This window comes from Streptomyces sp. NPDC048734 (genome assembly GCF_043198675.1).
Lineage (GTDB): Bacteria > Actinomycetota > Actinomycetes > Streptomycetales > Streptomycetaceae > Streptomyces.
This window is the reverse complement of sequence record NZ_JBICUZ010000007.1, coordinates 273,061-296,571: the sequence shown is the minus strand read 5'-3', so window position 1 is coordinate 296,571 and position 23,511 is coordinate 273,061. Positions and strand designations below refer to the sequence as shown.

Genomic DNA, 23,511 nt, shown 5'->3' with positions numbered 1-23,511 from the left:
ATGCTCGAGGCAGCCACCGGCTCCCGAACTGGAGCCCCTCGGCGATGCCTTGGGCGCCGAATCCCGAAGTGACCCATGACACAGCACTCGTGACACTCCCGCTCGTTCTCCTGGAAGGTGACCCACCATGGCCGCGTACCTCTGCCCCCCTGCCGTGATACACGGCGAACACGCCGTGCGGACCAGCCAGATCGTGGCGGAGGTGCGCGACCGGCATCCGCATGCGGCGTGGGCGCCGCGCGTCGACGCCATCGCGGCGAGCACGGGCATCGAGACCCGCGGGTGGATGCTGCCGCTGGAGGCCGCCGTCGCGCCCGGCAACGGCGGCGGCCTGCCGGCCGTCGGCGCAGGACCGACCCAACAGGCCCTGGCAAGCGCCGGTTTCGCCCAACAGGACGTGGAGCGGGTGATCGCCGCCCTGGAGGCGATACCCGGACCGCAGACCGTCCAGGAACGCACCGCGCCGGCCTGGGAGGCCGTGCGGTCCTACGGCGAGCGGGCGGCGCGCGGGGCCCTGCAGATCGCCGGGCTGGAGGCCGCGGACGTCGACTGCCTGATCACCAGTCACTCCACCACCCCGGCGCTGCCGGGCCTGGACGTCGCCCTCGCCAACAAGCTCTCGCTCCGCGGCGACACCATGCTGCTCCCGGCCACGCAGTGGGCCTGTGTCGCGGGGACCCGCTCGCTGGCGCTGGCGGCGGATCTCGTGGCCGCGGACCCCGACCGGGTGGTCCTGGTCGTCATCGCGGAGGCGCTCAGCACGACCTACCAGCCCGCGGACGACACCCTCGAGTCCCTGATCGTCCGGTTGCTGTTCGCGGACACCGCCGTCGCCGCGGTGGTCACGGGTCGCCCGCGGCGCGAGTCGGTGCTGCGGCTGGACTCCGCCTGGCACCACACCCTGCCCGGCACGCAGGACCTGCACCGCCTGGAGACGCGGGCGGACGGCACCCACTTCGTGATGGACCGGCGCGGGCCGCGCGCCGTGCAGGAGACGGTGACCGCGATGTGGGAGTGGCTGCGCGCCCGTTACCAGGACGACCCCGTCTCCTGGCACCCCGACGTGCTGCTGGCGCACCCCGGCGGGACCCGCGTGCTGGAGTACATGGAGCAGACGATGCCCGACTCCTGGCCGTCGGGGCTGCTGGACCACAGTCGGGAGAGCTACACCAGCGGCAACCGTGGCGGCGCCGCCGTGTTCGACATCCTGCGGCGGGCGCACGACGCCGGGCAGAAGCCGGGCAGTCGCGCCGTGCTGTACGCGGCGGCGCCGGGCCTCACCGCCACCGCCCTGGAAGGAGAGTGGCTGTAGGGCGGGCCCGCGCCACCGCGGCGGTGACGGGGCGTCCGCGGCACCGGCCGCGCCACGCCGCCGTCACCGCCGGGGAGCACCGTGCGCACCGCGGTGCCCGCCGACGCGCACGCCGCCCGGACCGACACCGCGCTCCGGTACGCCGGCCGGCTCCGGTACGCCGGCCGGCCGCGTCACCTCACGACGGTCGCCCAGACCACCTTGCCGGTCTCCGTCCACCGCACTCCCCACCGGGTGGTGAGCCTGTGCACGATGTGCAGGCCACGACCGCCTTCGTCGAGGAGGCCGCCCGGGCTCAGGCGCGGTCTGCCGTTGCCGGTGTCGCCCACCTCGCACAGCAGGCCGTTGCCGGTCCTGATCAGCCGTACCGTGATCGGACCGGTGGAGTAGCGCACCGCGTTCGTGACCAGCTCGCTGACCAGCAGCGACACGTTGTCGCGGGCGTCGTCCCTGGTGCGCCACTGCCGCAGCAGCGTGGAAACCCGCGCGCGGGCGCGGGCGGGCGCGTCGTCGCGGGCGGGCAGCCGCCAGGTCGCGGTGTCCCCCTTGCGGTAGCCGATCGTGCGGGCGAGCAGCAGGGCCACGTCGTCGCGCTGGCGCGCGGGCGCGAGCACGGAGACGACCTGCCGCGCGGCCTGCTGCAGGGAGTCCCAGGGGTGCACCGTGGACACGGTCTCCGCCAGTCTGTCGATGCCCTCGTCGATCGACATGGCCGGATCCTCCACCAGACCGTCGGTGTAGAGGGCGAGCAGGGAGCCCGGGGGTGCGTCGAAGGTGTGGAGGTCGAACGGCTCCCGCAGCGCGAACTCGGCACCGAGGCCGGGATGGGGGCGGACCGCGAGCAGGTCCGCCTGCCCGTCCGGCGACACCAGGACCGGCGGGAGGTGGCCGGCGCTGGACAGCGTCATCCGGTGACTGACCGGGTCGTAGAGGACGATGCAGCAGGTCGACCCGAGGGCGCTGTAGCCGGCCGTCAGCCCGGACTCCGCGTCGTCCAGCAGCGTCACGGTCTCGTCCAGGTGTTCCAGCACCTCGTCGGGCGCCAGCCCCGCGGACAGCAGCGCCCGGGCCTCCATGCTCAGCTGGCCCATGGTCGCCGCGGCTCCCAGGCCGTGCCCGACGACGTCACCGACCACCAGCGCGGTACGCCCGTCCGCCAGGGGAAAGCTGTTCACCCAGTCGCCGCCGACGCCGGCGCTGTCGGGGGTGGCGGGCTGGTAGACGCTGGCAACCGCGATGGTGTCGCCGCCGGTCCGGGGCAGCAGCCGGCGCTGCAACGCCAGGACCTGCGTGTGCTCGCGCTGGTGCTGGCGGGCCAGGTCGACGTGATGGGCGGTCCTGGCCACCAGTTCCTGCAGGTCCAGCAGCTCGCTGTCGCGGAAGGGACGGTCCGCCCGCCGCCAGACCTCCGCCACGCCCAGCACGACGGGCGGCGAGCCGTCCAGTACCAGCGGGATGCACGCCACGCCCGCCGACCGGTCGCCGGGCACCAGGGCGCGTACCACTCGCGGACTGCCGAGTACCCGCTCGACCGTTTCCCGGTCGGGTATGACGATCGTCTGCGGGGCGTCGTCGCGCCGTACCGCCTGCGCCAGCAGGCGACTCGCGTCGCCGGGGAGATCGTCGCCCGGCGTCGCATAGCCGTCGGGCCACGCGCGGTCCGGTACGAGGGCCGCCCGCCGGAGCCGGATGCGCCCCTGTTCCTGCCCGGTGACTCCCTCGCCCGTCCACACGGCGAAGTCGAGGTCGACGGCGGCCACGTCTCCCCAGGCCAGCAGTGACTCCGCCAGCGACTGGGCGGTCTCGCCGATGTCCAGCGACGTGCCGACCGCGGTCTCGGCGGCGTACAGGTGCAGCCTCCTGGCCATGGCGATCAAGGAGACGGTCAGGCCCCCCTCGGGCGCCGCGGCGGGCAGGATGCTCAGGGAGACCACCAGCTCCGACCCGTCGCCACGCCGCAGGCGCTGGATCCGGGCGACGTGCGCCTCACCGGTCTCCAGGACCTGCCGCAACCGCCGTGTGACCGTCGGTACGTCCCCGGAGGGCAGGAGATCGACGAAAAGACTTCCGGTCTCGGCTTCCAGGCCCGCGAACACGGGGGCGTCCAGATTGCGGCGGGTGATCCTCAGATCCCGGTCCAGGTTGACCGCACCGAGAATCTGATCCTGCCGACCGGATTCCGGGTCGTCGGGCACGCGCCGGCGGAGGGTGCGGTCGTCCCGCTCCTCGGCGGCTGCCGCTCCGCCGCGCGGCATGTAGCGCCCCAGGGCGCTGCTCACCAGCTCGAAGGGCGACGACGGAGACGGTGTGGAGTCCATGCGGCTCTCTCGGCAATCCCCGGCACAGCACCGGGGCCGTACTCGGAACCGTGCGACGGGGCCCCGAGCTCCCTGACCGCACACCTCATTGAATAACACCGGGGGTCGCTTCGCCCACACCAGCGGATCGCGCGGTGAACACGGACCGTGAGGGAATGCCGCGGGCGGTGGGCGTCGCACCGGCGGGCATCGTGCCCGTGGGCATCACCCGCCACCCGCCAGGAGGTATCGCATTCCCGCCGCGCCTCACGCCCTCCTCGTGATCACACGAAAGCGATCTTCACTCGCGCTTCACTCGCGAGAGGGGAGACCGGAAACGCTCAGCACAACCGCCGCGGTGAGGATCTGCGGCGGCTTCGTCGACATCGGCTGCCGCTGGTCGAGCAGCGCGAGACGCTTTCGGAGCCGTACGCCGAGCTCGGCCTCCTGGTGGGCGGCCTGCGAACGCTGCTCGGACGTTCCGGCGTTTTCCTGATCCGGTCGCCTTCGTCAACCGGGGTCGCTAATCTTCCCAGGGGTCGTGCGAGTCGGCGGGGGCAATGGAGCGAGAAGCACGTCAGCACCTGCGTGGTGTGGTGGAGGAGATCAGCGGGTGGCGCAAGCTCGCGGTGGGGATCCTCGAGCAACGTGGGCCCGTCGAGACAGCGGCGGAAGACGCCGACGGGCAGTTCCTCGGCCGCGTGGCCCCGCTCGGGACCGGGACCACCACCGCATGGCGCGTACTGCAGCTCGCTCCGTCCGATGCAGACCTGGTGAACTCCCTGGCCTGCCGTCGGGCTCTTCCGCCGCTCACTGCCCGTGCCCAACAGGGCATCCGCGAGTTGACCGGCGACGCCGGCCGGGCACTGACGGCCGTCCGGGCGCTGTTCGGTGCCCGCCGGATGTTCTCGGGCAAGAGCCGCAAGGACGAAGCGGGGCAGGCTGCGGCCTACCTCGTCTCCCTTCACGAGCGGGCTGCGGGCACCCGACTCGTCACCGAGTTGGAAGGCCTGGCGGCTTGGGACAGAAGTGCCGTCCCCGCGGTCGGGCTCCCGGCCGTCCTCGATGACACGGTCGGCCTCGGCCACCGCCTCGGCGCCCGGGCCGAACTCGTCGGACGGCATGAACTGGACGCCGCCGGGACCGCGATCGGCGCGATCGATCGCGCCCTGCACCGCGAGAACGAGTTCAGAGCGGCAGTCGAGGCCGCCGGCAGCGCCGTCCGACAGGCCGAGGTGCGCAAGCTACTCGCCGAAATGCCCGTCGAGCGGCTCAAGGACGCGACCAGCGGCCAACTACGCATCACGGCACTGATCGATGCCCGAATCAGAACCGTGCAGCAGGTCCTCGACCAGAGATCACGGATCCGATCGCTCCCCGGAGTCGGTGAGACCACGGGCAACCGGATGGTCGGCGCCGCGCAGACCATCCGGCAGACCACGCTGGACGAGACGCCGGTCCGCATCGACGTCAAAAACCGGTCCCACGCCACCACGAAGCTCCTCACGACGATGCGGGCCTGGGACGCGGCACGCTCGATCCGCGGCGCGGCAGCGGACCTCGCCGCCGCCGACGCGGTACGACCGCTCCTCCGGAGTCTTGATCCCCGGACCTCCCACCTGGTTCTTGTCCCCCAGGCCCGGTCCGTCGCCGAGTTGCGTGCCGCGCTGGCGGCCGTCGAGCGCCGCGGGGCGTTGCTCGACGGTGGGGCTGACGTCGCAGGCGGTGATCCTTGGGAGGACTTCAGCGCCCGACCGGCCGATTACTACGCGATGCTCGCGGAGCTCGGATTCCTGGCGGACGACGCCGAGAGGAGCCAAGGGGACCTGCCGTCCGAGATCGTCGACGCGGTCAGGGCACTCAAGCTCGACACCAGCCATCTCAAGGCGTCTCTGCGCGGGTACCAGTCATTCGGCGCCCGCTTCGCGCTCGTGCAACGGAAGGTCGTCATCGGCGACGAGATGGGTCTGGGGAAAACGGTCGAATCACTCGCCGTGCTCGCCCACCTGCGCGCCAAGGGCTCCTCCCATTTCCTGGTGGTGTGTCCCGCCGCCGTCGTGACCAACTGGGTGCGCGAAGTCCAGGCGAAGTCCGACCTGCGCGCGTACCGCCTGCACGGGCCGGGTCGCGACGACGCGCTGAAGTCCTGGATCCGCAACGGCGGAGTCGCGGTCACCACCTACGACACCCTCGGTTGGCTGGAAGGACGGATACCCGAACGCGCCTCACCCGCATGCCTGGTGTTCGACGAAGCGCACTACATCAAGAATCCGGATGCCCGGCGCACCCGACGCTCCACGGCCCTCATCCACGCATCGGAGCGAGCGGTCCTCCTGACCGGCACCCCGCTGGAGAACAGGATCGAGGAGTTCCGCAATCTCGTCGGCCACCTCCGGCCGGACCTGTCGGTCAGTGCCTCGGAAATCGCTCCTCGCCAGTTCCGGAAGCAGGTGGCCCCGGCCTACCTGCGGCGCAACCAGGAAGACGTCCTCACCGAGCTCCCGGAGCGGTTCGAGGTCGACGAGTGGATGCCGATGTCCAGCGCCGACGAGCAGCATTACCGAGCGGCTGTCGTCGAAGGCAACTTCATGGCCATGCGCCAGGCCGCTCTACGCGCCGGCGCCAAGTCCGAGAAGATGCGGCGCCTCGTCGACATCGTCCAGGAGGCGGAGGACAACGAGCGCAAGGTGCTGGTCTTCTCGTACTTCCGTGACGTCCTCGACGAAGTGGCGTCGGTCCTTCCGGGAAAGGTGTTCGGGCCCTTGACCGGTTCCGTACCCGCCGCGAAGCGACAGAGCATGGTCGACGAGTTCTCCCAAGCCCGCCACGGGGCCGTCCTCGTCGCCCAGATCGTGGCGGGCGGCGTGGGTCTGAACATCCAGGCGGCATCAGTCGTCGTGATCTGCGAGCCCCAGCTCAAGCCGACGACCGAATGGCAGGCGATCGGCCGCTCGCACAGGATGGGACAGCTGGAGTCGGTACAGGTACACCGCCTGCTCTCCGAAGAAGGCGTCGACCAACGCATCATCGAGATACTGGCGCGCAAGCATCAACTCTTCGCGGAGTTCGCCCGCGTCTCCGAAACCGCCGACAGCGCCCCGGAAGCGTTCGACATCACGGACGCCGAGCTGGCGCGGGAGATCGTGGCGGCCGAGCGCGAACGCCTGCTCACCGGCGGCTGACGGACGCGGGACACGGAGCCGGCCACGGTCGGCCGCAACTCGATCGAGGCCCCCCGACGATCACTGCTCTCGCACCTGTGCCGTTCTCGCACCAGCTCTCCTGAGCACGGGCGATCCAGGCGATCCCGGAGCCTGCCACCACTTGTCCCTCATGACGCTTGCCTGTCACACGCATCCGACTTCTCGACCTTCTCGGTGAAGGAGACGATCAGACGCTTCATGGCGTCGGCGTCCTTGTGGTCGGAACCGTAGGCCTGAATTCCGGTGTAGAGCTCTTCCCCGTACTTCTCGTCGACGCAGTCTTCCGTCTTGCCGAACGCCTGCCAGTCGGAGTACACGTACCGCCCCGCGTCCGCGGTCTTCTCCACCCGCTCGAGGGTCTGGCTGCGGAGGAAGTACGCCGTGTCACGGCCCTCCTGCCACCATTTCTGGACCGTTCTGACGGCGAGCTTTCCGTCCACGGACACATCGCACCAGGTCGCCGTGGGGTAGACGACGGGCTTGACGGAGAGCTTCCTCCCCGGTGGGAGGAACGGAGTGAGCTCCTCGGCATCGACGCGTATGCCACAGAGGGTGCCCGGCACGGAGTAGTCCCTGGTCTCCTCGTCGGCGCCGCATCCCGTGACCGCGGGGGCCAGGACGGCGAGGAGGACGGCGACGAAGGCAGGACCGGAGCGTGGTCCGGGAACCGGTCGACGGCGGGTCATGGTGGTACCTCTCGAGGGCTGCTCGGTATTCGGGTGGGGTTCGACGGCTTCGTCAGGATGTTGTCCGGCTGCCCGGGGTACGGCCGTCGACGATCGACTGGGCGTTGTAGAAGCCCTGTTCGCCGCTGTTCCGGGCCCAGGCCTCGGCGTCGGCGGGGTCGACCATGCCGTGCTCTTCCGCGGCCAGCCGGGCCGCCTGGCCCGAGCGGTTGCCGTCGTTCTCCATGCTCTTCTGCCAGAGCTCGCCCCTCGCGTCCTCGGAATCCTCCAGTTCCGTGCTCTTGAAGTCCTGGAACATGGATTCGAGGACGGTGCCGGTGACGGTGGTGGTGGCTCCACCCGCGAGAGCCCCGACCCAGGGGGTGGCGACGAAGGAGGTTCCCACACCGACCGCCGTACCGAGACCACCGGAGATGCCGCTCTTGACCAGGTCCATCGAATCCTTGTAGGCCTCGTCCCTCTCCTTCCCGGCAGCCGCCAGTTCCTCCTGGCGGCCCAGGGCGAGGATGCCGGAGATCTCCCCCGACTTCTCCGCGATCTGCCGCACGACGCCTTCCGTGTCGTCGTCCACGACCTGGCCGGCAGGCAGATCGGGGTTGAGGTGGTGCTCCATCAGCTGGCTCATGTACGCCTTCTGGCCCACCTCCACCGCCGCGTAGCCGTCCGGGTTCTGCCCCACGGCGAAGAGGAGCTTCGTCACGTCCCGCGGATCGAGTACGGCCTCTTCCCCGTACATCGGGTACATCTTCTGCGTCCGCTCCCAGGACGTCGAGTCGGGGTCGGTCCGATCAGCGCTGCTGATGGAGCGATTGATGTCCGGGAGGTACTCGGAGGTGATCTGACCCACGCTGTCGAGCATGTGCCCGTGCTTGAGCAGACGCTCGTCCGGGTCCTCGCCGATGGACGACACGAGGCGTTCCATGAGCTTGGTCTGCTCGGCGTTGTGGTGCGGCGTGTCCAGCGTCGGCTGCTCACCGGCCGGGTGACCCGTGGTGGCGGCCTCGAGGGCCATCGCCAGGTTGTTCCGTCCCGCGATGCTCTCCTCGTGTTCGGAGTCGAAGTCGGCGGGCCAGTCGCGCTCCTCGAAGAGGTAGTCGAAGTTGGTCAGTGACTTCTTGACCTCCTTGTCGTCCTTCTTCTCGGTGAAGTCGTGGTCCTCGTCCTTGGTGAGGAAGGTGTCGTTGAAGAAGGACGTCGCGGCGTCCGGGTTGTTGGCGAGGGCCTTGAGGTAACCCGTCATCGGGTCCCAGCCGGTGTCCGTGCCCGTGTGGTTGAGCGTCGCGTCGGGTCCCAGACGCTGCCAGGCTCCGTGCCGACCGTTGCCCGTGAACTTCTTCTCCGTGGCCATGAGCCTGTCGCCGTAGCTGTTCAGGAACCGGTCGTCGTAGTCGCCCCAGCGCATCAGGTTGCTCATCACCTGTCCGCCCAGGGGGAAGCCCCCGCCGCGGCCCACGGGCTGGTCGACCAGGGCCACCATGTTGCCCTTCCAGGAGGTCATCGCGGCGCTGTCGCTCTGGGTGGCGCCGGCGAGCGTGAGACTCAGGTTCCTCTGGAGGTCGTCGAACTGCTCCCGGCGGTCACGGCGCAGGTCCCACCCCGTGTTCGGGTCGGTGATGCCTGCCCAGAAGTCCAGCGTCTTCCGCGGTCCGAGCGTGGTGGCGAAGCGTTCGGCGAACAGCGGGTCGTCGGAGTACTTGCTCAGCCCCGCGTTGAGCCGGTCGAACTCGGCGGTGGAGAGCTCTTCCGGGTCCTTCTTGGCGAGTGCCGCCAGGTCGTCGGCTGTCTTGAGTGCCTCGGCGGCTGCGTCCCGGTCCTGGTAACCGGCGTCGCCGAAACCGTGGTTGGTCTGGTCGGCCAGCGCCTTGAGGACCTTGTCGGCGGAGTTGTCGCTCTCGGTGGCCTTGCCGAGGATGCCCTGGATCTCGTCGCGCAGGGCGTTGACGTCGCTCTGGGTGTGGGAGGGCGGGGTATGGCCCTCCGCCGCGCGGTCCGGGTGGATGTTCATGGTGACGGTGAAACCGCCGTCACCGGTGTCCATCACGGTGAGGTTCTTCTTCAGGCCGCGGTCGATGGCGTCCTTCAGCTGGGTGTGGTACTCCCTCAGCTCCCCGGCGGTGTCCTTGAGGATGCCGTGGATGGACTTGGCCTGGGTGTGGGCGTCCTTGATCTCACCGGCCGTCTTGCCGATGAACTCCTTGGTGACCTGTGAGTTCTCACCGGCCCAGTTCGCCTTGTTGGCCGCCTGGTGCAGGCCCTTTTCGGCGTCCTCGGCGAGGGTTCGGAGAGAGCGGACGATGACCGACCAGTCCTCGACGGCGTCGTCGAGCAGTTTGAGGTTGGCGTGGCGCAGAGTGTCGAGATCCATGAGTGGGGCCCCCGTTGTGCGGTTACTTCTTCTCGCCGTAGATCGGGTTCTTGTCCCCGGCCGGTCCGACCCGCTCGTCGAAACCGGCGTCGAGGACGGCGATGCTGCTCATCTGCCGCAGGATGTAGGCCTCGTCACCGTTGTGGATCTTCTTGGTGACCTGCATGTGGTTGGAGATGTGCGCGCAGGCGTCGAGGACGGTGTTCAGTTGCGTGGACCAGCGGTTCGACACGTGTCGGAGCCCGGAGCCGAGCGCGAATCCCTGTGCGGTCAGGTCGCTCGCCGCCTTGTCGACGCTCGTGTTGTCCAGGCGGGCCTGGTCCCAGAGCCGGTCGTAGAGCGTGTGCGCGTGGCTGCCGATCTTGGAGAGGTCCTGCTGGTTGACGTTGAGGTCGCCCGTGCTGCCGGGCGTCGTCGGGGCCGGGCCCGGGCCGGAGTCACCGGGGTACTGGTTGAGCTGCATGCGCGTCGCGCCGCCCTGCTGGCGCTCCAGCGCTTCAGTCTTCAGTTGGTCCCACTCGTCCCACGCCACTGACCTGCTCCTTACCCCCGACGGACATCGCCGGCAGGCCGCTGAACGGCCCCGACGCCGCTAGCGTAGTCATTCGTCCTGGCGTTCGGGACCACCGCACCAAGTCTCCCTCAGATCCTCCACAGGACGTGGCCCGGGCAGCGTGCGTTTCGTCCCCGGAGCCGGAGCCGTCAGACGGCCTTCTCACCCCACCGGCAAGTCTTCTGTCCGACCGACCTGGGTGACTGCCATTGCGCGACCCTGACGGTTCGTTCGCTTCGGGACGGCTGACGCAGCAGGGCCCGGGAGGGATTCCGTGGGGGGTCAGCGCGCTGGTGCCCGTCCTCACCCGCACCCACCGCGCGCCGGCCGCCCGGATGCTCGCCGAGGTGGACCTGACGCCCGTCCAGGGGCTGTTTCCGGCCCACCTGCGGGAACACGAGTCCAGCTCACGGGCAGAACTGGCGGAGGCGCTGTGGGGCGAGGCGTCCGCCGTGGCCAAGGTGCCGACCCGCGTGGAAGCCGCCGGGTCGGCGGCACGGGAGGACGCTCCCCCAGGACCGCCGAGTCCTGCTGGTGGCCCTCACGGACAAGGGACGCGCCGCGTGTGGCCGGTGGTCCGGATCCGGACGACCCGGGAGGAGGCCACGCCAAGGACCTGAGTCCGGTCGAACGGGATCAGGTCGAGCACCTGCCAGGCCGGGTCCTCGCAAGCACCGGCGCCCGCCACGCCCAGGCAGAATCGACCGCGCCCTCCGGGAACGGCCCGTCCAGGGAACGCGCGGACCTCCCCCGAGGCCATCACCGATCCGGACGGCGTCCCATTCGGTGCGTCCGGAAGTCGCTCCTGCAGTGACGGCGGACAAAGCCCTACCCGAGGAACGACAACCGCACCTGACGGTCGGCGTTGTCCTTGTTCGTGCCCGCCAACCTCCATCAGGACAACCATCACGCTACCTGGTTGCGCCCCACACTGATCGGTCGCCGGAAGGGCTTCGTATGAAGGGCAGGCTGACTCAGAGGTCCTGACAGAAGCTGTTGATCATGCGACTGTCGTCCCGGTTGGTCGTTGCTTGTGCCGTAAGGGAGAGACAGTCGCGGCCGTGGATCGTGTCGGATGAACTGTGGTCGCTCATCGAGCCGTTGTTGCCTGAGCCGGGTCCGAGGCCGGTCGAGGACAGGCCGCGGGTGCCGGACCGGCAGGTCCTGTCCGGGATCTTGTTCGTGCTGCACACCGCCATCCCGTGGGAGTACCTCCCCGGGGTTGGGCTTCGACTCCCTTTGGGGCCGACCGACGCGCTCCGGCGGGTCGGCCGGTCGTGTCGAGCCTCAGTGGCGCTCGGGCAGGTCACGCTCGGCGGGCAGCGGTGCGCGGGCAGAGGTGCCGGAGGGCGTCGTGGAGCGCGCGGTCGAGGCGGGTGTCGGCTTCTTGCCGCAGAAGGCGGCCTCCAGGGTGTTGCCCAGCGCGGTGTTCGCGGCGCCGTGGTTGGAGGTGTTGGCCAGCGCCGAAAGGCTGCGGCGGCCGTCGCGGGTGGAGAAGGCGTAGGTGTAGAAGCCCTGGACGGTGCCGGTGTGCCCGTACACCTGGGTGCCGCAGGACAGGTCGTAGCGGCGCAGACCGAGGCCGTAGAAACGGGTGTTGGTACCGTCCGTCGGCGTGACCGTGGTCATCGCCTCCAGTGTCGTCGGGGACAGCAACCGGCCGCGCATCAGGGCACTGGTGAAGGTGTTGAGGTCGGCGGGGCTGGAGATGACGGCGCCGGCGGACTGCGCCCAGGACACGGTCTGCTCGGTGGAGTCGACGAGCGGCGCACCAGCCTCGTCGGGGTGCAGATAGCCGCGCACGTGTGTGCCCTTGATGCGCGTGTCGGGGTGGAGGTACGCGGTTTTGCGCAGCCCCAGCGGCTTGATGACGCGCCGCTGGTAGGCGTCGGCCACCGGGCGTCCCGTCAGCTTCTCGATGAGCATACCGACGACGACGAAGTTGGCGTTCGAGTACTTGTACGCGGCACCGGGCTCGGTGGTCCGAGGTTCGGCGAGGGAGAGGTCAACCAGCTCCTGGTAGCTGAACACGCGGTTGCGTACCGCCTCGAAGCCCGGCACGGTCTCGTTGAACATGGCGTCGGTGTAGTCGGCCAAGCCACTGCGATGGGTGAGGAGATGACGAACCGTGATCCGGTCGTCGGGCAGCAGCTCTTCGAGATACGTGTTGACGGGCGCGTCCAGCTTCAGCCTTCCCTCTTCGACCAGTTGGAGCAACACGACGCTGGAGAACGTCTTGCTGACGCTGCCGATCCGGAACCGCGCCCGGGTGTCCATGGCCGCGCCCGACTCCCGGTCACGGACGCCGACGGCTCTTCCCCTGACCCCGTCCGGGCCCGAGTAGCGGGCCATCGCACCCGGCGCCCCGTTGGCCATCGCGGACTCGAGTGCGGCAACGATGCCGGCCATGTCGGGTGCGGGCGTCTGGGTGCGGATGGTGGTGGGGGCCGCGGACGCGCTGGTGGCGGGAGCGAGAGCACCGGCGAGAGCGGCGATCAAAGCTGCGCTCACGGGCAGACGTCGGTGTGACAACAGGGGCACGGTCATCCTCGGTTCTTCTTCAATTGCATGGGTACGGCAGCACCGCGGCGGTCGGCCTCGGCCGCTCTCTACGGGCCGGGGGCTGAAGCGGTGTATTCGTCGCCAGGCGACCGCGGCTCCGACGGGCCGAGGGCCGGTCGGAGCCACATGCCGTTCTTCACCGGGTCGGGAGCACGCGATGGCGGGTGGCGAGGTCCGGCCCGCCCCGGCGGGCGAGGTGGACCCGGTGGGCTGTTCGGCTCAGCACAGACTCAGGCCAGGGACTTGGTTCTCGGGAACGCTCAGGTAGATGTTGGTGATGTAACCCCCGTACTGGGGCAGGTAGGCCCACCAGTCGTTGGTGTAGGGAGGGATGCTGACCTCCTGGCCCCGCTTCTGGCAGGACACCAGGACCTCGGCGCCGGCGGGCAGCACCGTCAGCTTGCGGGATGTCGTGGTGGAATCCGCGCGGACGTTGACGTCGGCGCCCCACGTGCCGATCCACGTGCCGGCGGGGCGCATGGCCCCGGGCACGTTCAGGGAGCGGGTCAGCCGGCCCAGGTCGGTGTACGCCCTGCCGTACGAGGTGCCGTCCGGGTGCAGGGTCAGGACGGCCACGATCGCGCGGTCGTCGGGGCCGACGGTACCGGTGCTGTGCAGGGCCGGCCGGTCGAGGTCGACACCCGCGACGGCCGGAGTGCCGGTGCGGGCCGTCGGTGTGGCCCGCACCGGTGTGGTGCAACCGCCCGAGCTGAAGCCCGACCAGCCTTGCTTGACCGCCCAGGGACGTTCGAAGGCGCCGGGGATGCCGAAGTGCTGGTCATAGCCGTCGCTGGCACAGCGGGTGGAAGAGCGCAGGCCGTCCATGACGTAGTCGCGTACCGCTGCGGGCGCGGTGTCCAGCAGGTACCGGTAGATCCTGACGGCGTCCCGGGCGGAGAGAGCGGTGTATCCCCAGTAGCCGGGATGGGTCGCCGGAGGGCGGGTGGTGTCGGTGAGGCTGAGCTTGCGTACCATCCGGTCGATGATCGCGCCGCCGCCGTTCACGGTCCAGAAGTGGCTGGCCGCGTCGTCGTCACTGGCGCGCAGCATGTCGTCGACGCGTGCGCGGTCCTGCGCGCCGAGTGCGTCGGGGCCGCGGTCGCCCAGGAGGTCGAGGGCGATCAGGAGCTTGACGACGGAGGCCGAACGGAAGGGCAGCGAGGGGTTGACCTGTTCGGTGAAGGAGCCGGATCTGCGGTCGTAGACGGCGACGCCGGCCGTCACTCCGGACGGCACCTCAGCGCGCGCGGTCCTGGGCGTCGGGTCGGGTGACGGGGCGGCTGCCGCGGCCGGCAGGGCGGCCGAGAAGACCAGCGCCAGCAGAGCAGCCCCGAGCACGGCGACGTGCGCCGGCCGCCACGGCGGGCGTCGTCGAGCGGGGACGAGGAAACGGGTGAGAGACAGAGTCATGAGTCTCCAGAGATACGCGAGCGTCGGATGCGATGTGTGACCTGAGGATCCGTGGGCCGGGGCGCGGTCCGCCGCGGGCGCGATACCGGTCTGCCGGTTCGTGCCCGGCGGCGGACCCCAGGAGAGGGCCGGATCTCAGTGGTACCGGCGGGTCACCACCAGTCGACGTTGTTCTTGGTGGCGCAACGGACGACGCCGTTGGAGGCGAGCGAACCACAGACCCGGAACTGGTAGTTGGGGTCGGTACTGGTGCGCTTGAAGGGAGTCGTCAGGCTTTGGCCGTGGTTCTGAACGGTGAAAGGTCCGCACTGGAGCCAGGGGTGGATCGGCCATTCGGGCCTGCCTCCGTCGTCCCATCCGGCGGCCCGCCAGTCCATCCACACCTTGTCACCCGGACGGGTGGGGCCGCTGATCTTCCCGAAGCCGATCTGCTGGTCCCCGTACACCCCCTTCTCCAGGGTGATGACGACGCCACCGCCGAGATCCAGGCTGCGAGGTTTGTCGGTGTCCCCGGAGGCGTTGTCCGGGTGGTCGCGGAAGCCCCGGGCGCCGCCCGTGCAGTCCGACGCGGCGGCCTGGGCCGGGGCGACGGGCCCCGCAACGGCCAGGCCGGCCGCGAGGGCGCATACCGCGGCGAGAGAGGTGAGCGCGGAACGCAGTGAACTCATGTTGCAGATGCCCTTTCAGTGGTTGACGGTCGCGGCGTCAGCCGCGCCAGACCTTCACGTACGTGACGGCGTCGTTGAGGGTGTCGCCGACGTACGGGACCTGACCGGTGAACGAGCCGTTGCCGCGCGGGCCACTGAGGTACGACTTGGTGCAGCCGCCCATCACCTGGAAGGACGTCAGGTTGTTCGACCACCATGTGCTCGGCGTGAAGCTGTAACCGGTCGCGTCGCACGGGCCGTCGTAACCGTAGATGCGGTCGTACACACCGCCGTAGTCACTGTGCTCCGCCCAGAGCATGAGCTGGGTTGCAGCGGCCGGTGCCGCCCGCTCGGCGCGTCCGTCCGCGTCGGGTCCCGAGAAGCAGGTACGTGAGCGGACCGTCGATTCCCCCTCGCCGCGCTCGACCCCGTTCAGGACGGTGACGCAGTGTGTGGCTCCCGTCCGTTGCTCAGCGGCCGTCGCGGCAGGCGCCGCGACCCCCAGACAACTGGTGGCGCAGACCACGGCGGTGAGCAGCGCACGGCGGCGACGGTGGGCCGACGGCTGTGCGTCGGCGGACGAGGCTCTTGCCGCTGGTGTCTTTCCGAACATATGTGATCTCCCCGTATGCCCGGCGGACCTCGTGGTCCACCCGGAGCCGATGGTGGCGGGATCGCTCCGTACCGGACTATGGGGAGAAGTGCTCATGGACAACGGCGGGTTACGGTGAAGAGGCATACGCACGGAGACGTCGGGGGACATCGTCATGCCGGATCGGTACGCACGCATGCTGGACTTGTCGATCGAGGTCATGAGCACCGAGGCCCCTGAGTTCGTCTGGCCCTTGCTCACCGAGGAACTGCTCACGGCGCTCGACGGCGAGCTGATCGTCGTCAAGGAGGTGCCCTGGACACGTGAGCAGGGCAGCGTGGTGATCCGATCCCCAACGCCTCTACCGGGCGTTGGTGACGACTCGGTGCAGGCTCACATCCGTTCGGGGTACCCCTTCATCGAACGCTACGGGGCCAGCACCGACTGGGCACCGCAGAGCGCCGCACGTGTGGTGGGGGCGCGGACCTGGCAGAACAGTCCGACCGCCGACGCTCTCCACCAAGCGTTCGGGACACGGCACGTGTTCGGCCTGCCGCTGCCGGGGAGGGGACCGCACGTCAGCGGATTCTTGGTGCACCGGTCCGGCGGCGACTTCTCCCGGCACGATGAGCGCTACGCCGCACGCGTCCAGCCACTGCTCAAGGCCGCGACGGCCCACCGGTCCCTCCTGACGGCGCTGCGCGAGTCCTCCGGCAGCGATCGCAGGCGGCAGGCCAACCAAGCCCTGGCGACGCCACTGACCCCGCGCGAAACAAACGTGCTGCACCTGCTGGCCACGGGACTGACCGCCGAGGTGATCGGACGCAGGCTGGGCATTTCGCCGCGCACCGTCCACAAGCATCTGAACGCGCTGTACCGGAAGCTCGGAGCCGCGGACCGGCTCAGCGCGGTACTGCGTGCCCAGGACGCAGGCCTGCTTCCCGGGCCGTCCGGGCCGTCCGGCGCACACCCCGGCCCGGGCTCGGCCGGCTCGCATACCCGGTGAACGGGAAGCCCCCTGCCCACCTGCCTCGCGGTCGTCACCGGCAGGAACGGGGGCGTATGCGTAAGCCGTGTCGCTGCTGCTGGAAGCGGGCGGAGGCCATCGGCTTCAGAGGAGACCCGGCGGGTCGGGGTGGGGCCGGCTTCCCGGGACCAGCAGCTCGTGCGGCCGGCTCCGGGAGGGGGAACTCGGCGCCGAAGTCCTCATCGTCGTCCTCGTAGTAGACCCCGGCGGCCTCTCGCACGAGACAGGCACGCCAGTGGCCGCCCGTGCTGGAGTGCCCCTCGACGAAGACCGTGTCGCTGTCCAGCACGAAGCCGGTCAGCGTCGGTGCCCCGTCTCCTCGGCCAGTCCCGCGAGCATCGCCGGGCCCTCGTCGGCGAGTACCGGGCCCGGGTAGCGGGCGATCTGCCAGCCGCCCGGCCGGCGTTCGTGTTCGCCGACGCCGTCGTGCCGTCCGATGACGGCCTCGCGCTCGTCGAGCGGCGTTTCGCTGCGGCACACGACATAGCCCCCCAGAAGCCCACGGTCAGGCCTCCCCGACCGTGCGCCGCTGCAGTCGCTGTCGCGCCCAGGCGACGAAGCCAGGGAACACCCCGGCCGCCTCGGCCTTGTCGACCAGCGCGGCCACGTCAGCGACCGGGTCGTCGTCGATGCGCAGCACGATCTCGCTCTGCGCGGCGCCCCACATCCTGACCAGCTCGCCGTTCGGGTTGGTGCGGGTCTCCTCCAGAAGAGTCTTGCGGTCGAGCAGACGCGTCATGCGCGGAAGGTCATCCTCCACGAGGGCGCGGGCGAGTTCCCGCCCGCACAGATCCCGCGTACGCGGCTCTGTGAAGGCCCACCGGGACCTGAACGGCATCTCCTCGTCGGGCTCGTGGGCGACTTCGGCCGGCGGGACCACGGGGCAGGTGGCAAGGGCGCCACTGGCATCGGGGGCCGGCGGGTCGACGTGCTGCCGATTGACGAACTCCCAGTACGGCAGCGGGACGACCCAGAAGATCACGTCGAAGACGTGCCTGCCCGGATCGACGGCGTGGGTGTCGAACTGCAGGAACAGGTGGTCGCCGTTCTCGGCCGCGAGACGGAAGGTCCTGCCCTTCCTGGTGAAGCCGACCGCCTTCAGGACCGGGGCCACATGCTGCCCGACAAGGGTGTCCAGGGGATTCATGCCGCCGTTCAGACCCCGCTCGCGTCCTCGAACACCACACGGAGATCCTCCCGCGCGGGGTCGTCCTCTGGAATGCCCGGTGGCAGTACCGGTGCTAGCGCGCGGAAGACCTCACGCATCGCCTGGTTGTCGTACCCGGCGAGCGTCTCGGTCGCCTGCAGCAGCAGGCCGCCACCGCGCAGCTCCCGTACGGCGTGGAAGGCGCCGGTGGCCGCGAGACCCGAGGCGCCGCCGAGGCGGGCGGCGAGTTCGCCGGGCACGCCGCTGATCCAGGAGCAGCCGCGTAGGCAGGTGCGGGACTCGCGGAGATGTCTGCGGTGAGTCCGGCGCAGAGCCGCTTCCAGATCTGGGGTGTCGTGGACGTTGAGATGGTCCACGCGCGCGAACACCGGGTTGGCGCCGTCAAGGGCAGTGGCCAGGAAGTCGAGCAGGCCTGCGCAGAAGAGCGGATCGGCGATCCGATCTCCTCCCGGGAGGAACACGGAAAGCTCGGTGTGCGTACCGTCGCGGCCCCTGTGCTGGCTGCCGATACGCCCGAGATCCTCAACCCGTTCCTCTTCATCGACCAGGGGCTCATGGGAACCGACACAGGCGTGGAACGGATGCGAGCGAAGCTCTTCGGCGAGCGCCGACCAGTTCTTCCGGACATCCTTGAGCTTGGTGTCCCGCCCGCCTCTGAGGGACTCCGCAACGACCGCGTACGAATCGCTGGGTTCTTTCGCCTCATCGGAGAAGAAGTCGATCGCCGTCCGGAGCCAATGGACAACGAGCTCCCCTCGCGGCGCGGCCACCTGTTCGTCGAGCGCGGCCCAGAGGGTCACGTCCTTGACGGGGCCGTCGTCCTCGATCACAGCTTCCTCCTCAAGCGGTCGCCTCTGACCCCACTTGCCGCCCCGCCAAGGGCTGTCCCGCGATGACCGAAGTGGGAGCAGTCGCCACACCTCCTGGTAGACGTTGACGATGTTCCCTCTCCAGATCACGTAGCCACACTGACCAGCGTGCCCACAGCTGACATGTCGGCGATTTGAGGTCTCAGCACCATCGGCCGGCAGACGCTCGTGGCGAGCGTTCACGTCGATGACCACCGCCGGAGGCGAGCAGACTGCACGGTGTGTGGAAGGCCGGTCCCCGCGCACGGTGGGGCTCCGGTCCGACTGTGGCAGTGCCCTGGCGGGAGGAAACGCCGTCTGGAGCGGCCATGGCCGCTCCAGACGGCGTCACGTTTGGTGCGGCCGGAAGCCGCTCCTACAGTGACGTCTGACGCGGCACTATCCGAGGAACGACAACCGCACCTGACGGTCGGTGTTGTCCTTGTTGGTGTCCACGAGGCACACCGACTGCCAGGTTCCCAGCTGCAGGGCGCCGTCCACCACCGGCAGGGTGGCGTGGGGCGGCACGAGGGCCGGCAGGACGTGGTCGCGGCCGTGGCCGGGGCTGCCGTGGCGGTGCTGCCAGCGGTCGTCGGCGGGAAGGAGGGTGTGGAGGGCGGCGAGGAGGTCGTCGTCGCTTCCGGCGCCGGTCTCGATGATGGCGATGCCGGCCGTCGCATGGGGGACGAAGACGTTCAGGAGGCCGTCGCGGCCGGCCGCCGCCTCCCGCAGGAAGGTCCCGCAGTCTCGGGTGAGGTCGACGACCCTCTCCTGTGCGCCGGAGGCGATGTGCAGTACCCGGGTGGTGAACGCGTCTGACATGCCTCCATCCTGACCCATCGGCGACCCCGTACACCGGATTCCCCAGGCCGGTGTCCGCCCGACCCGTGGCACAGGGGGTCCGGTCCGCGAGACGCTCGTCGACCACGGCCACGCCGGCGCAGAGGAGCGCCGACGCGTTCGCGGGAAGATCCACGACCTCACCACTGTTGGTTCAAACGTGAACGACATGCGTGAGGTCGAGGTGGTCGTCATAGGCGCCGGGCAGGCGGGGCTGGCCGCCGCCTACCACCTGCGGCGCACCGGCTTCGAGCCGGAGCGGGACTTCGTGGTGCTGGACCACTCCCCCGGCCCGGGCGGCGCCTGGCAGTTCCGGTGGGCCTCACTGACGTACGGCAAGGTGCACGGGATGCACGCGCTGCCCGGCAGGGAGCTGACGGGCGCTGATCCGGCGCGACCCTCCTCCGAGGTGGTCACCGAGTACTTCACGGCGTACGAGCGCGCCTTCGACCTGCGGGTACGGCGGCCGGTCGATGTGACGGCGGTGCGCGAGGGGACGGACGGGCGACTGCTCGTGGAGAGCACCGCCGGTACGTGGGCGACGAGGACGCTGATCAACGCCACCGGCACCTGGGACCGGCCCTTCTGGCCGCGCTACCCCGGGCAGGAGACCTTCCCGGGCCGGCAGTTGCACACCGCGCGCTATCCGGGGCCCGAGGCGTTCGCCGGGCTGCGGGTGGTCGTGGTGGGCGGCGGCGCGTCGGGGACCCAGCACCTGCTGGAACTCGCCCCGTACGCGGCCGCCACCACCTGGGTGACGCGACGCCCGCCGGTCTTCCGCGAAGGCCCCTTCGACGAGGAGGCGGGCCGCGCGGCGGTCGCCCTCGTGGAGGAGCGGGTGCGGCAGGGGCTGCCGCCGAAGAGCGTCGTCTCCGTGACGGACCTGCCGCTGAACGACGCGATCAGGCAGGGGCTGGCGGACGGGGTCCTCGACCGGCTGCCGATGTTCGACCGGATCACCCCGGACGGCGTGGAGTGGGAGGACGGGCGGCGGGTGTCCGCCGACGTCATCCTGTGGGCGACCGGCTTCCGGCCCGCCGTGGACCACCTGGCACCACTGCGGCTGCGCGAGCCGGGCGGCGGAATCCGCGTCGAGGGCACGCGCGCGGTCGCCGACCCCCGTGTGCACCTCGTCGGCTACGGCCCCTCCGCGAGCACCGTCGGTGCCAACCGGGCGGGGCGCGCCGCCGTGCGGGACATCAGGCGGCTGCTCGCCGAGCGGGCCGGCGAGCCGGCCGCCGCCTGATGCGCCACCGCCGGATCAGCGGGCCTTCGACGGACTCGCCGAGGCCTGAGCGCTCTGCTGGACCCTGTTGAACTCCGCGACGTTGCGCTGGTGTTCCTCGTAGCTGGCGGTGAAGCGCGTGTCGCCCGGCTTGACCGTGACGAAGTACAGCCAGTCGCCCGGCGTCGGGGTGATCGCGGCGCGCACGGCCTCCTTGCCGGGGTTGCCGATCGGGGTCGGGGGCAACCCCATGCGCTGGTAGGAGTTGTAGGGACTGTCGATGCGGGTGTCCGCCGTGCTCGTCCTGGGCGTGGAGCGGTTCAGCGCGTAGTTGACGGTGGAGTCCATCTGCAACGGCATGCCGCGCTCCAGACGGTTGAAGACGACGCGGGCCACCTTGCCCATGTCCGCCCTGGTGGCGGACTCGGCCTGGACGATGCTGGCGACGGTGACGGCCTGGTAGACGTTCATGGCGTTGCGCTGGGCCCCGGCTGCGACGGGGGCGCCGTTGAAGTTCCTGTTCGCGGTCTCGACCATCCGGGCCAGCAGCGCCTGCGGCGTCGGTTCCTTGCCCAGCGGATACGTCGCCGGGAAGAGATAGCCCTCCGGATTGCCCTCGGCGTCGGCCGGCAGCTTCAGGCCGGCCTTCGGCAGCGATTTCCTGGTGGTGCCGGGCGGCAGGGCGAGGGCCTTGTCGACGGCTTCGTAGATCTGGCTCGCACGCCGGCCCTCCGGGATCACCAGCGTCGTCGGTCTCTTCTCCTCGGAGCTGTCCATGCTCAGCAGCGGCACGGCCACAGCGGTGCCGGCCGCGACGGCTCCGACGGCGATGAGGACGAGACGGCCCCGGCGCGTCAGTCGGATCGCGCTCCGTGGCGGAGTGTTCATCTGCATGCGGGCACGGTAACCCGCACAACGTCACAATTCCGACATAACCTGGCCTATCGTCATCTTGTCATCTCGTCGGTTCCAGGCGGGCGTCCCGGCGCACCAGCTCGGCGTATCGCCCGTCGCGCTCCAACAGTTCCTCGTGCGTACCCCGTTCGGCCAATCGGCCGGAGTCCAGGACCACGATCTGGTCGGCGCTGCGGATGGTGGACAGTCGGTGGGCGATGGTGAGCGTGGTGCGGTCGGCCGAGAGCGCGTCGATGGCCTCCTGGACGGCGTGCTCGGTCCGGGTGTCCAGGGCGCTGGTCGCCTCGTCGAGGATCAGCACCGGCGGGTCTCGCAGGATGGTGCGGGCGATGGCCAGGCGCTGCTTCTCACCACCGGAGAAACGGTGGCCTCGCTCGCCCACGACCGTGTCGTACCCGTCGGGCAGTGCGGCGATGTGGTCGTGGATCTGGGCCGCCCGCGCCGCGGCGTGCAGTTCCTCGTCGCTGGCGTCCGGCTTGGCGAAGCGCAGGTTGTCCGCGATCGAGGAGTGGAAGAGGTACGTCTCCTGCGAGACGACCCCGACCGCGCGCGCGAGGGTGTCGAAGTCGAGGTCGCGGACGTCGACCCCGTCGATGGTGACCCGGCCGCCGGTCACGTCGTACAGACGCGGCACCAGGTAGCCCAGCGTGGACTTGCCCGCGCCGGTCGGCCCGACGACGGCGAGGCTGCTGCCGGCCGGGACGGTCACGTCGATGCCCTCGAGGACGGGGGCGACCGTGTCGTCGTCGCCGTCGTAGCGGAACTCCACGTGCTCGAAGCGGACCTCGCCCTTGATCTGGTCGAGGTGGACCGGGTCCGCCCGCTCGGTGATGTCGACGGGCAGGTCGAGGTACTCGAAGATGCGCTGGAAGAGCGCGAGGGAGGTCTGGATCTGCACGCCGGTCGACAGAAGGCTGACGGCGGGGCGGAACAGGCCCTGCTGGAGCGAGACGAAGGCGACGATCGTGCCCAGGGAGGCACCGGGTCCGCCGAGCCCCATCGTCAGGCCCGCGGTCCAGTAGATGACGGCCGGCATGGCCGACATGACGATGCCGATGACGGCCATGCGCCAGCGGCCGGCCATGCTCGACCTCACTTCGAGGTCGACGAGGCGCTCGGACTCGTCGGCGAAGGAGTGGGTGAGGGAGTCGGCGCGGCCCATGGTGCGGCCGAGCAGGATGCCGCTCACCGAGAGCGATTCGGTGACCGTCGCGGCCATCCCGGCCATCTGTTTCTGCCGCTGGGTGGTGATCTTCCGCCGTTCGTTCCCGACGCGGCGGCTGATCCACACGAACACCGGCAGCAGGAGCAGCGAGACGACGGTGAGACGCCAGTCGAGGGCGACCATCGCGACGATCGTGGCGACGACGCTGGTGAAATTGGAGACCAGGGAGGTGGCGGTGGAGGTGACGGTCGCCTGCATGCCGCCGATGTCGTTGGCGATGCGGGACTGGACCTCGCCGGTGCGCGTGCGCGTGAAGAACGCGAGCGACATGCTCTGGAGGCGGCCGTAGACGGCGGTGCGCAGGTCGTGCATCACGCGCTGGCCGACCGTGGTGGAGATCAGCGTCTGGAGGACGCCGAAGACCCCGGCGAGGACGGCACTGAGGATCATGCCGAGGGCGAGCAGGCTCAGCAGGCCGGTGCGGCCTTCGGGGATGGCGACGTCCAGAGCCTCCTTCAGCAGGAACGGCGTGGCCACCGAGACGAGCGAGGAGGCGGCGACGAGCAGGCCGACGACCGCGAGCCGCCCGCGGTAGGGACGGAAGAGTCTCAGGATGCGGCGTACCTGCCGGGGGTGTTCCCCGGTGTCGCCGGACGGGTTCCAGGAATCTGGCGTGTCGGGGTGCATGGGCTCCTA

The 23,511-nt window shown here is 70.1% G+C and carries 18 protein-coding genes and 1 pseudogene; 5 read left to right on the top strand and 14 right to left on the bottom strand.

Annotation, left to right across the window (positions count from 1 at the left end):
• The first annotated feature begins 127 nt into the window (after nt 1-127).
• Entirely contained in the window at nt 128-1,312 is a 1,185-nt protein-coding gene (locus ACGFQC_RS20850) for a type III polyketide synthase (protein WP_363090281.1), read from the top strand.
• Nucleotides 1,313-1,485: 173 nt separating this feature from the next.
• On the opposite strand, the gene ACGFQC_RS20845 is transcribed toward ACGFQC_RS20850, so the two are convergent.
• Nucleotides 1,486-3,630: a SpoIIE family protein phosphatase gene (locus tag ACGFQC_RS20845; RefSeq protein ID WP_363090282.1), complete on the bottom strand. Its 2,145-nt coding sequence runs from the start codon at nt 3,628-3,630 to the stop codon at nt 1,486-1,488.
• A gap of 572 nt (nt 3,631-4,202) precedes the next feature.
• Between ACGFQC_RS20845 and ACGFQC_RS20840 the strand changes: the two genes are divergently transcribed.
• The gene (locus ACGFQC_RS20840; RefSeq protein ID WP_363090283.1) at nt 4,203-6,791 is read left to right on the top strand and encodes a DEAD/DEAH box helicase; all 2,589 of its coding nucleotides are present in this window, start codon (nt 4,203-4,205) and stop codon (nt 6,789-6,791) included.
• A 149-nt stretch (nt 6,792-6,940) separates the two neighbouring features.
• Here the strand turns inward: ACGFQC_RS20840 and ACGFQC_RS20835 are convergent, their stop codons facing one another.
• From ACGFQC_RS20835 to ACGFQC_RS20825, 3 genes are read right to left on the bottom strand one after another with little or no spacing between them, the layout of a single operon-like run.
• Complete coding sequence (locus tag ACGFQC_RS20835) at nt 6,941-7,498, bottom strand: hypothetical protein (protein WP_363090284.1); 558 nt, start codon at nt 7,496-7,498, stop codon at nt 6,941-6,943.
• 52 nt (nt 7,499-7,550) lie between these two features.
• Entirely contained in the window at nt 7,551-9,863 is a 2,313-nt protein-coding gene (locus tag ACGFQC_RS20830; protein WP_363090285.1) for a DUF6571 family protein, read from the bottom strand.
• 22 nt (nt 9,864-9,885) lie between these two features.
• On the bottom strand, nt 9,886-10,395 hold the full coding sequence (locus ACGFQC_RS20825; protein ID WP_363090286.1) for a hypothetical protein: 510 nt from the start codon (nt 10,393-10,395) through the stop codon (nt 9,886-9,888).
• Between the two features lie 1,086 nt (nt 10,396-11,481).
• On the opposite strand from ACGFQC_RS20825, the pseudogene ACGFQC_RS20820 reads away from it, so the two are divergent.
• A pseudogene (locus ACGFQC_RS20820) lies at nt 11,482-11,634 on the top strand (transposase); the annotation flags it as partial.
• Between the two features lie 69 nt (nt 11,635-11,703).
• On the opposite strand, the gene ACGFQC_RS20815 reads toward ACGFQC_RS20820, so the two are convergent.
• The 4 genes from ACGFQC_RS20815 to ACGFQC_RS20800 form a co-directional block, all read right to left on the bottom strand.
• The gene (locus ACGFQC_RS20815; RefSeq protein ID WP_363090287.1) at nt 11,704-12,963 is read right to left on the bottom strand and encodes a serine hydrolase domain-containing protein; all 1,260 of its coding nucleotides are present in this window, start codon (nt 12,961-12,963) and stop codon (nt 11,704-11,706) included.
• Nucleotides 12,964-13,197: 234 nt separating this feature from the next.
• On the bottom strand, nt 13,198-14,388 hold the full coding sequence (locus ACGFQC_RS20810; protein ID WP_363090288.1) for a hypothetical protein: 1,191 nt from the start codon (nt 14,386-14,388) through the stop codon (nt 13,198-13,200).
• Between the two features lie 152 nt (nt 14,389-14,540).
• Nucleotides 14,541-15,056: a hypothetical protein gene (locus ACGFQC_RS20805; protein WP_363090289.1), complete on the bottom strand. Its 516-nt coding sequence runs from the start codon at nt 15,054-15,056 to the stop codon at nt 14,541-14,543.
• A gap of 37 nt (nt 15,057-15,093) precedes the next feature.
• Complete coding sequence (locus ACGFQC_RS20800) at nt 15,094-15,354, bottom strand: hypothetical protein (RefSeq protein WP_363090290.1); 261 nt, start codon at nt 15,352-15,354, stop codon at nt 15,094-15,096.
• A 448-nt stretch (nt 15,355-15,802) separates the two neighbouring features.
• Between ACGFQC_RS20800 and ACGFQC_RS20795 the strand changes: the two genes are divergently transcribed.
• Complete coding sequence (locus ACGFQC_RS20795) at nt 15,803-16,633, top strand: response regulator transcription factor (protein WP_363090291.1); 831 nt, start codon at nt 15,803-15,805, stop codon at nt 16,631-16,633.
• Between the two features lie 318 nt (nt 16,634-16,951).
• Here ACGFQC_RS20795 and ACGFQC_RS20790 read toward each other — a convergent pair whose 3' ends face one another.
• The 4 genes from ACGFQC_RS20790 to ACGFQC_RS20775 form a co-directional block, all read right to left on the bottom strand.
• Nucleotides 16,952-17,134, bottom strand: coding sequence for a hypothetical protein (locus tag ACGFQC_RS20790; protein ID WP_363090292.1), 183 nt, complete (start codon nt 17,132-17,134; stop codon nt 16,952-16,954).
• Nucleotides 17,135-17,159: 25 nt separating this feature from the next.
• The gene (locus tag ACGFQC_RS20785; RefSeq protein ID WP_363090293.1) at nt 17,160-17,801 is read right to left on the bottom strand and encodes a hypothetical protein; all 642 of its coding nucleotides are present in this window, start codon (nt 17,799-17,801) and stop codon (nt 17,160-17,162) included.
• Between the two features lie 8 nt (nt 17,802-17,809).
• The gene (locus ACGFQC_RS20780; RefSeq protein ID WP_363090294.1) at nt 17,810-18,652 is read right to left on the bottom strand and encodes a hypothetical protein; all 843 of its coding nucleotides are present in this window, start codon (nt 18,650-18,652) and stop codon (nt 17,810-17,812) included.
• Between the two features lie 417 nt (nt 18,653-19,069).
• Nucleotides 19,070-19,492 (bottom strand): secondary thiamine-phosphate synthase enzyme YjbQ, encoded by a 423-nt coding sequence (locus tag ACGFQC_RS20775; RefSeq protein ID WP_363090295.1) that lies wholly within the window; start codon nt 19,490-19,492, stop codon nt 19,070-19,072.
• 178 nt (nt 19,493-19,670) lie between these two features.
• On the opposite strand from ACGFQC_RS20775, the gene ACGFQC_RS20770 reads away from it, so the two are divergent.
• Complete coding sequence (locus tag ACGFQC_RS20770) at nt 19,671-20,756, top strand: NAD(P)-binding domain-containing protein (RefSeq protein ID WP_363090296.1); 1,086 nt, start codon at nt 19,671-19,673, stop codon at nt 20,754-20,756.
• 15 nt (nt 20,757-20,771) lie between these two features.
• Here the strand turns inward: ACGFQC_RS20770 and mltG are convergent, their stop codons facing one another.
• Nucleotides 20,772-21,629 carry an endolytic transglycosylase MltG gene (mltG, locus tag ACGFQC_RS20765; RefSeq protein WP_363090297.1) on the bottom strand — a complete coding sequence of 286 codons (858 nt, stop codon included), beginning with the start codon at nt 21,627-21,629 and terminating at the stop codon, nt 20,772-20,774.
• A 61-nt stretch (nt 21,630-21,690) separates the two neighbouring features.
• Nucleotides 21,691-23,502, bottom strand: coding sequence for an ABC transporter ATP-binding protein (locus ACGFQC_RS20760; protein WP_363090298.1), 1,812 nt, complete (start codon nt 23,500-23,502; stop codon nt 21,691-21,693).
• Between the last annotated feature and the right edge of the window lie 9 nt (nt 23,503-23,511).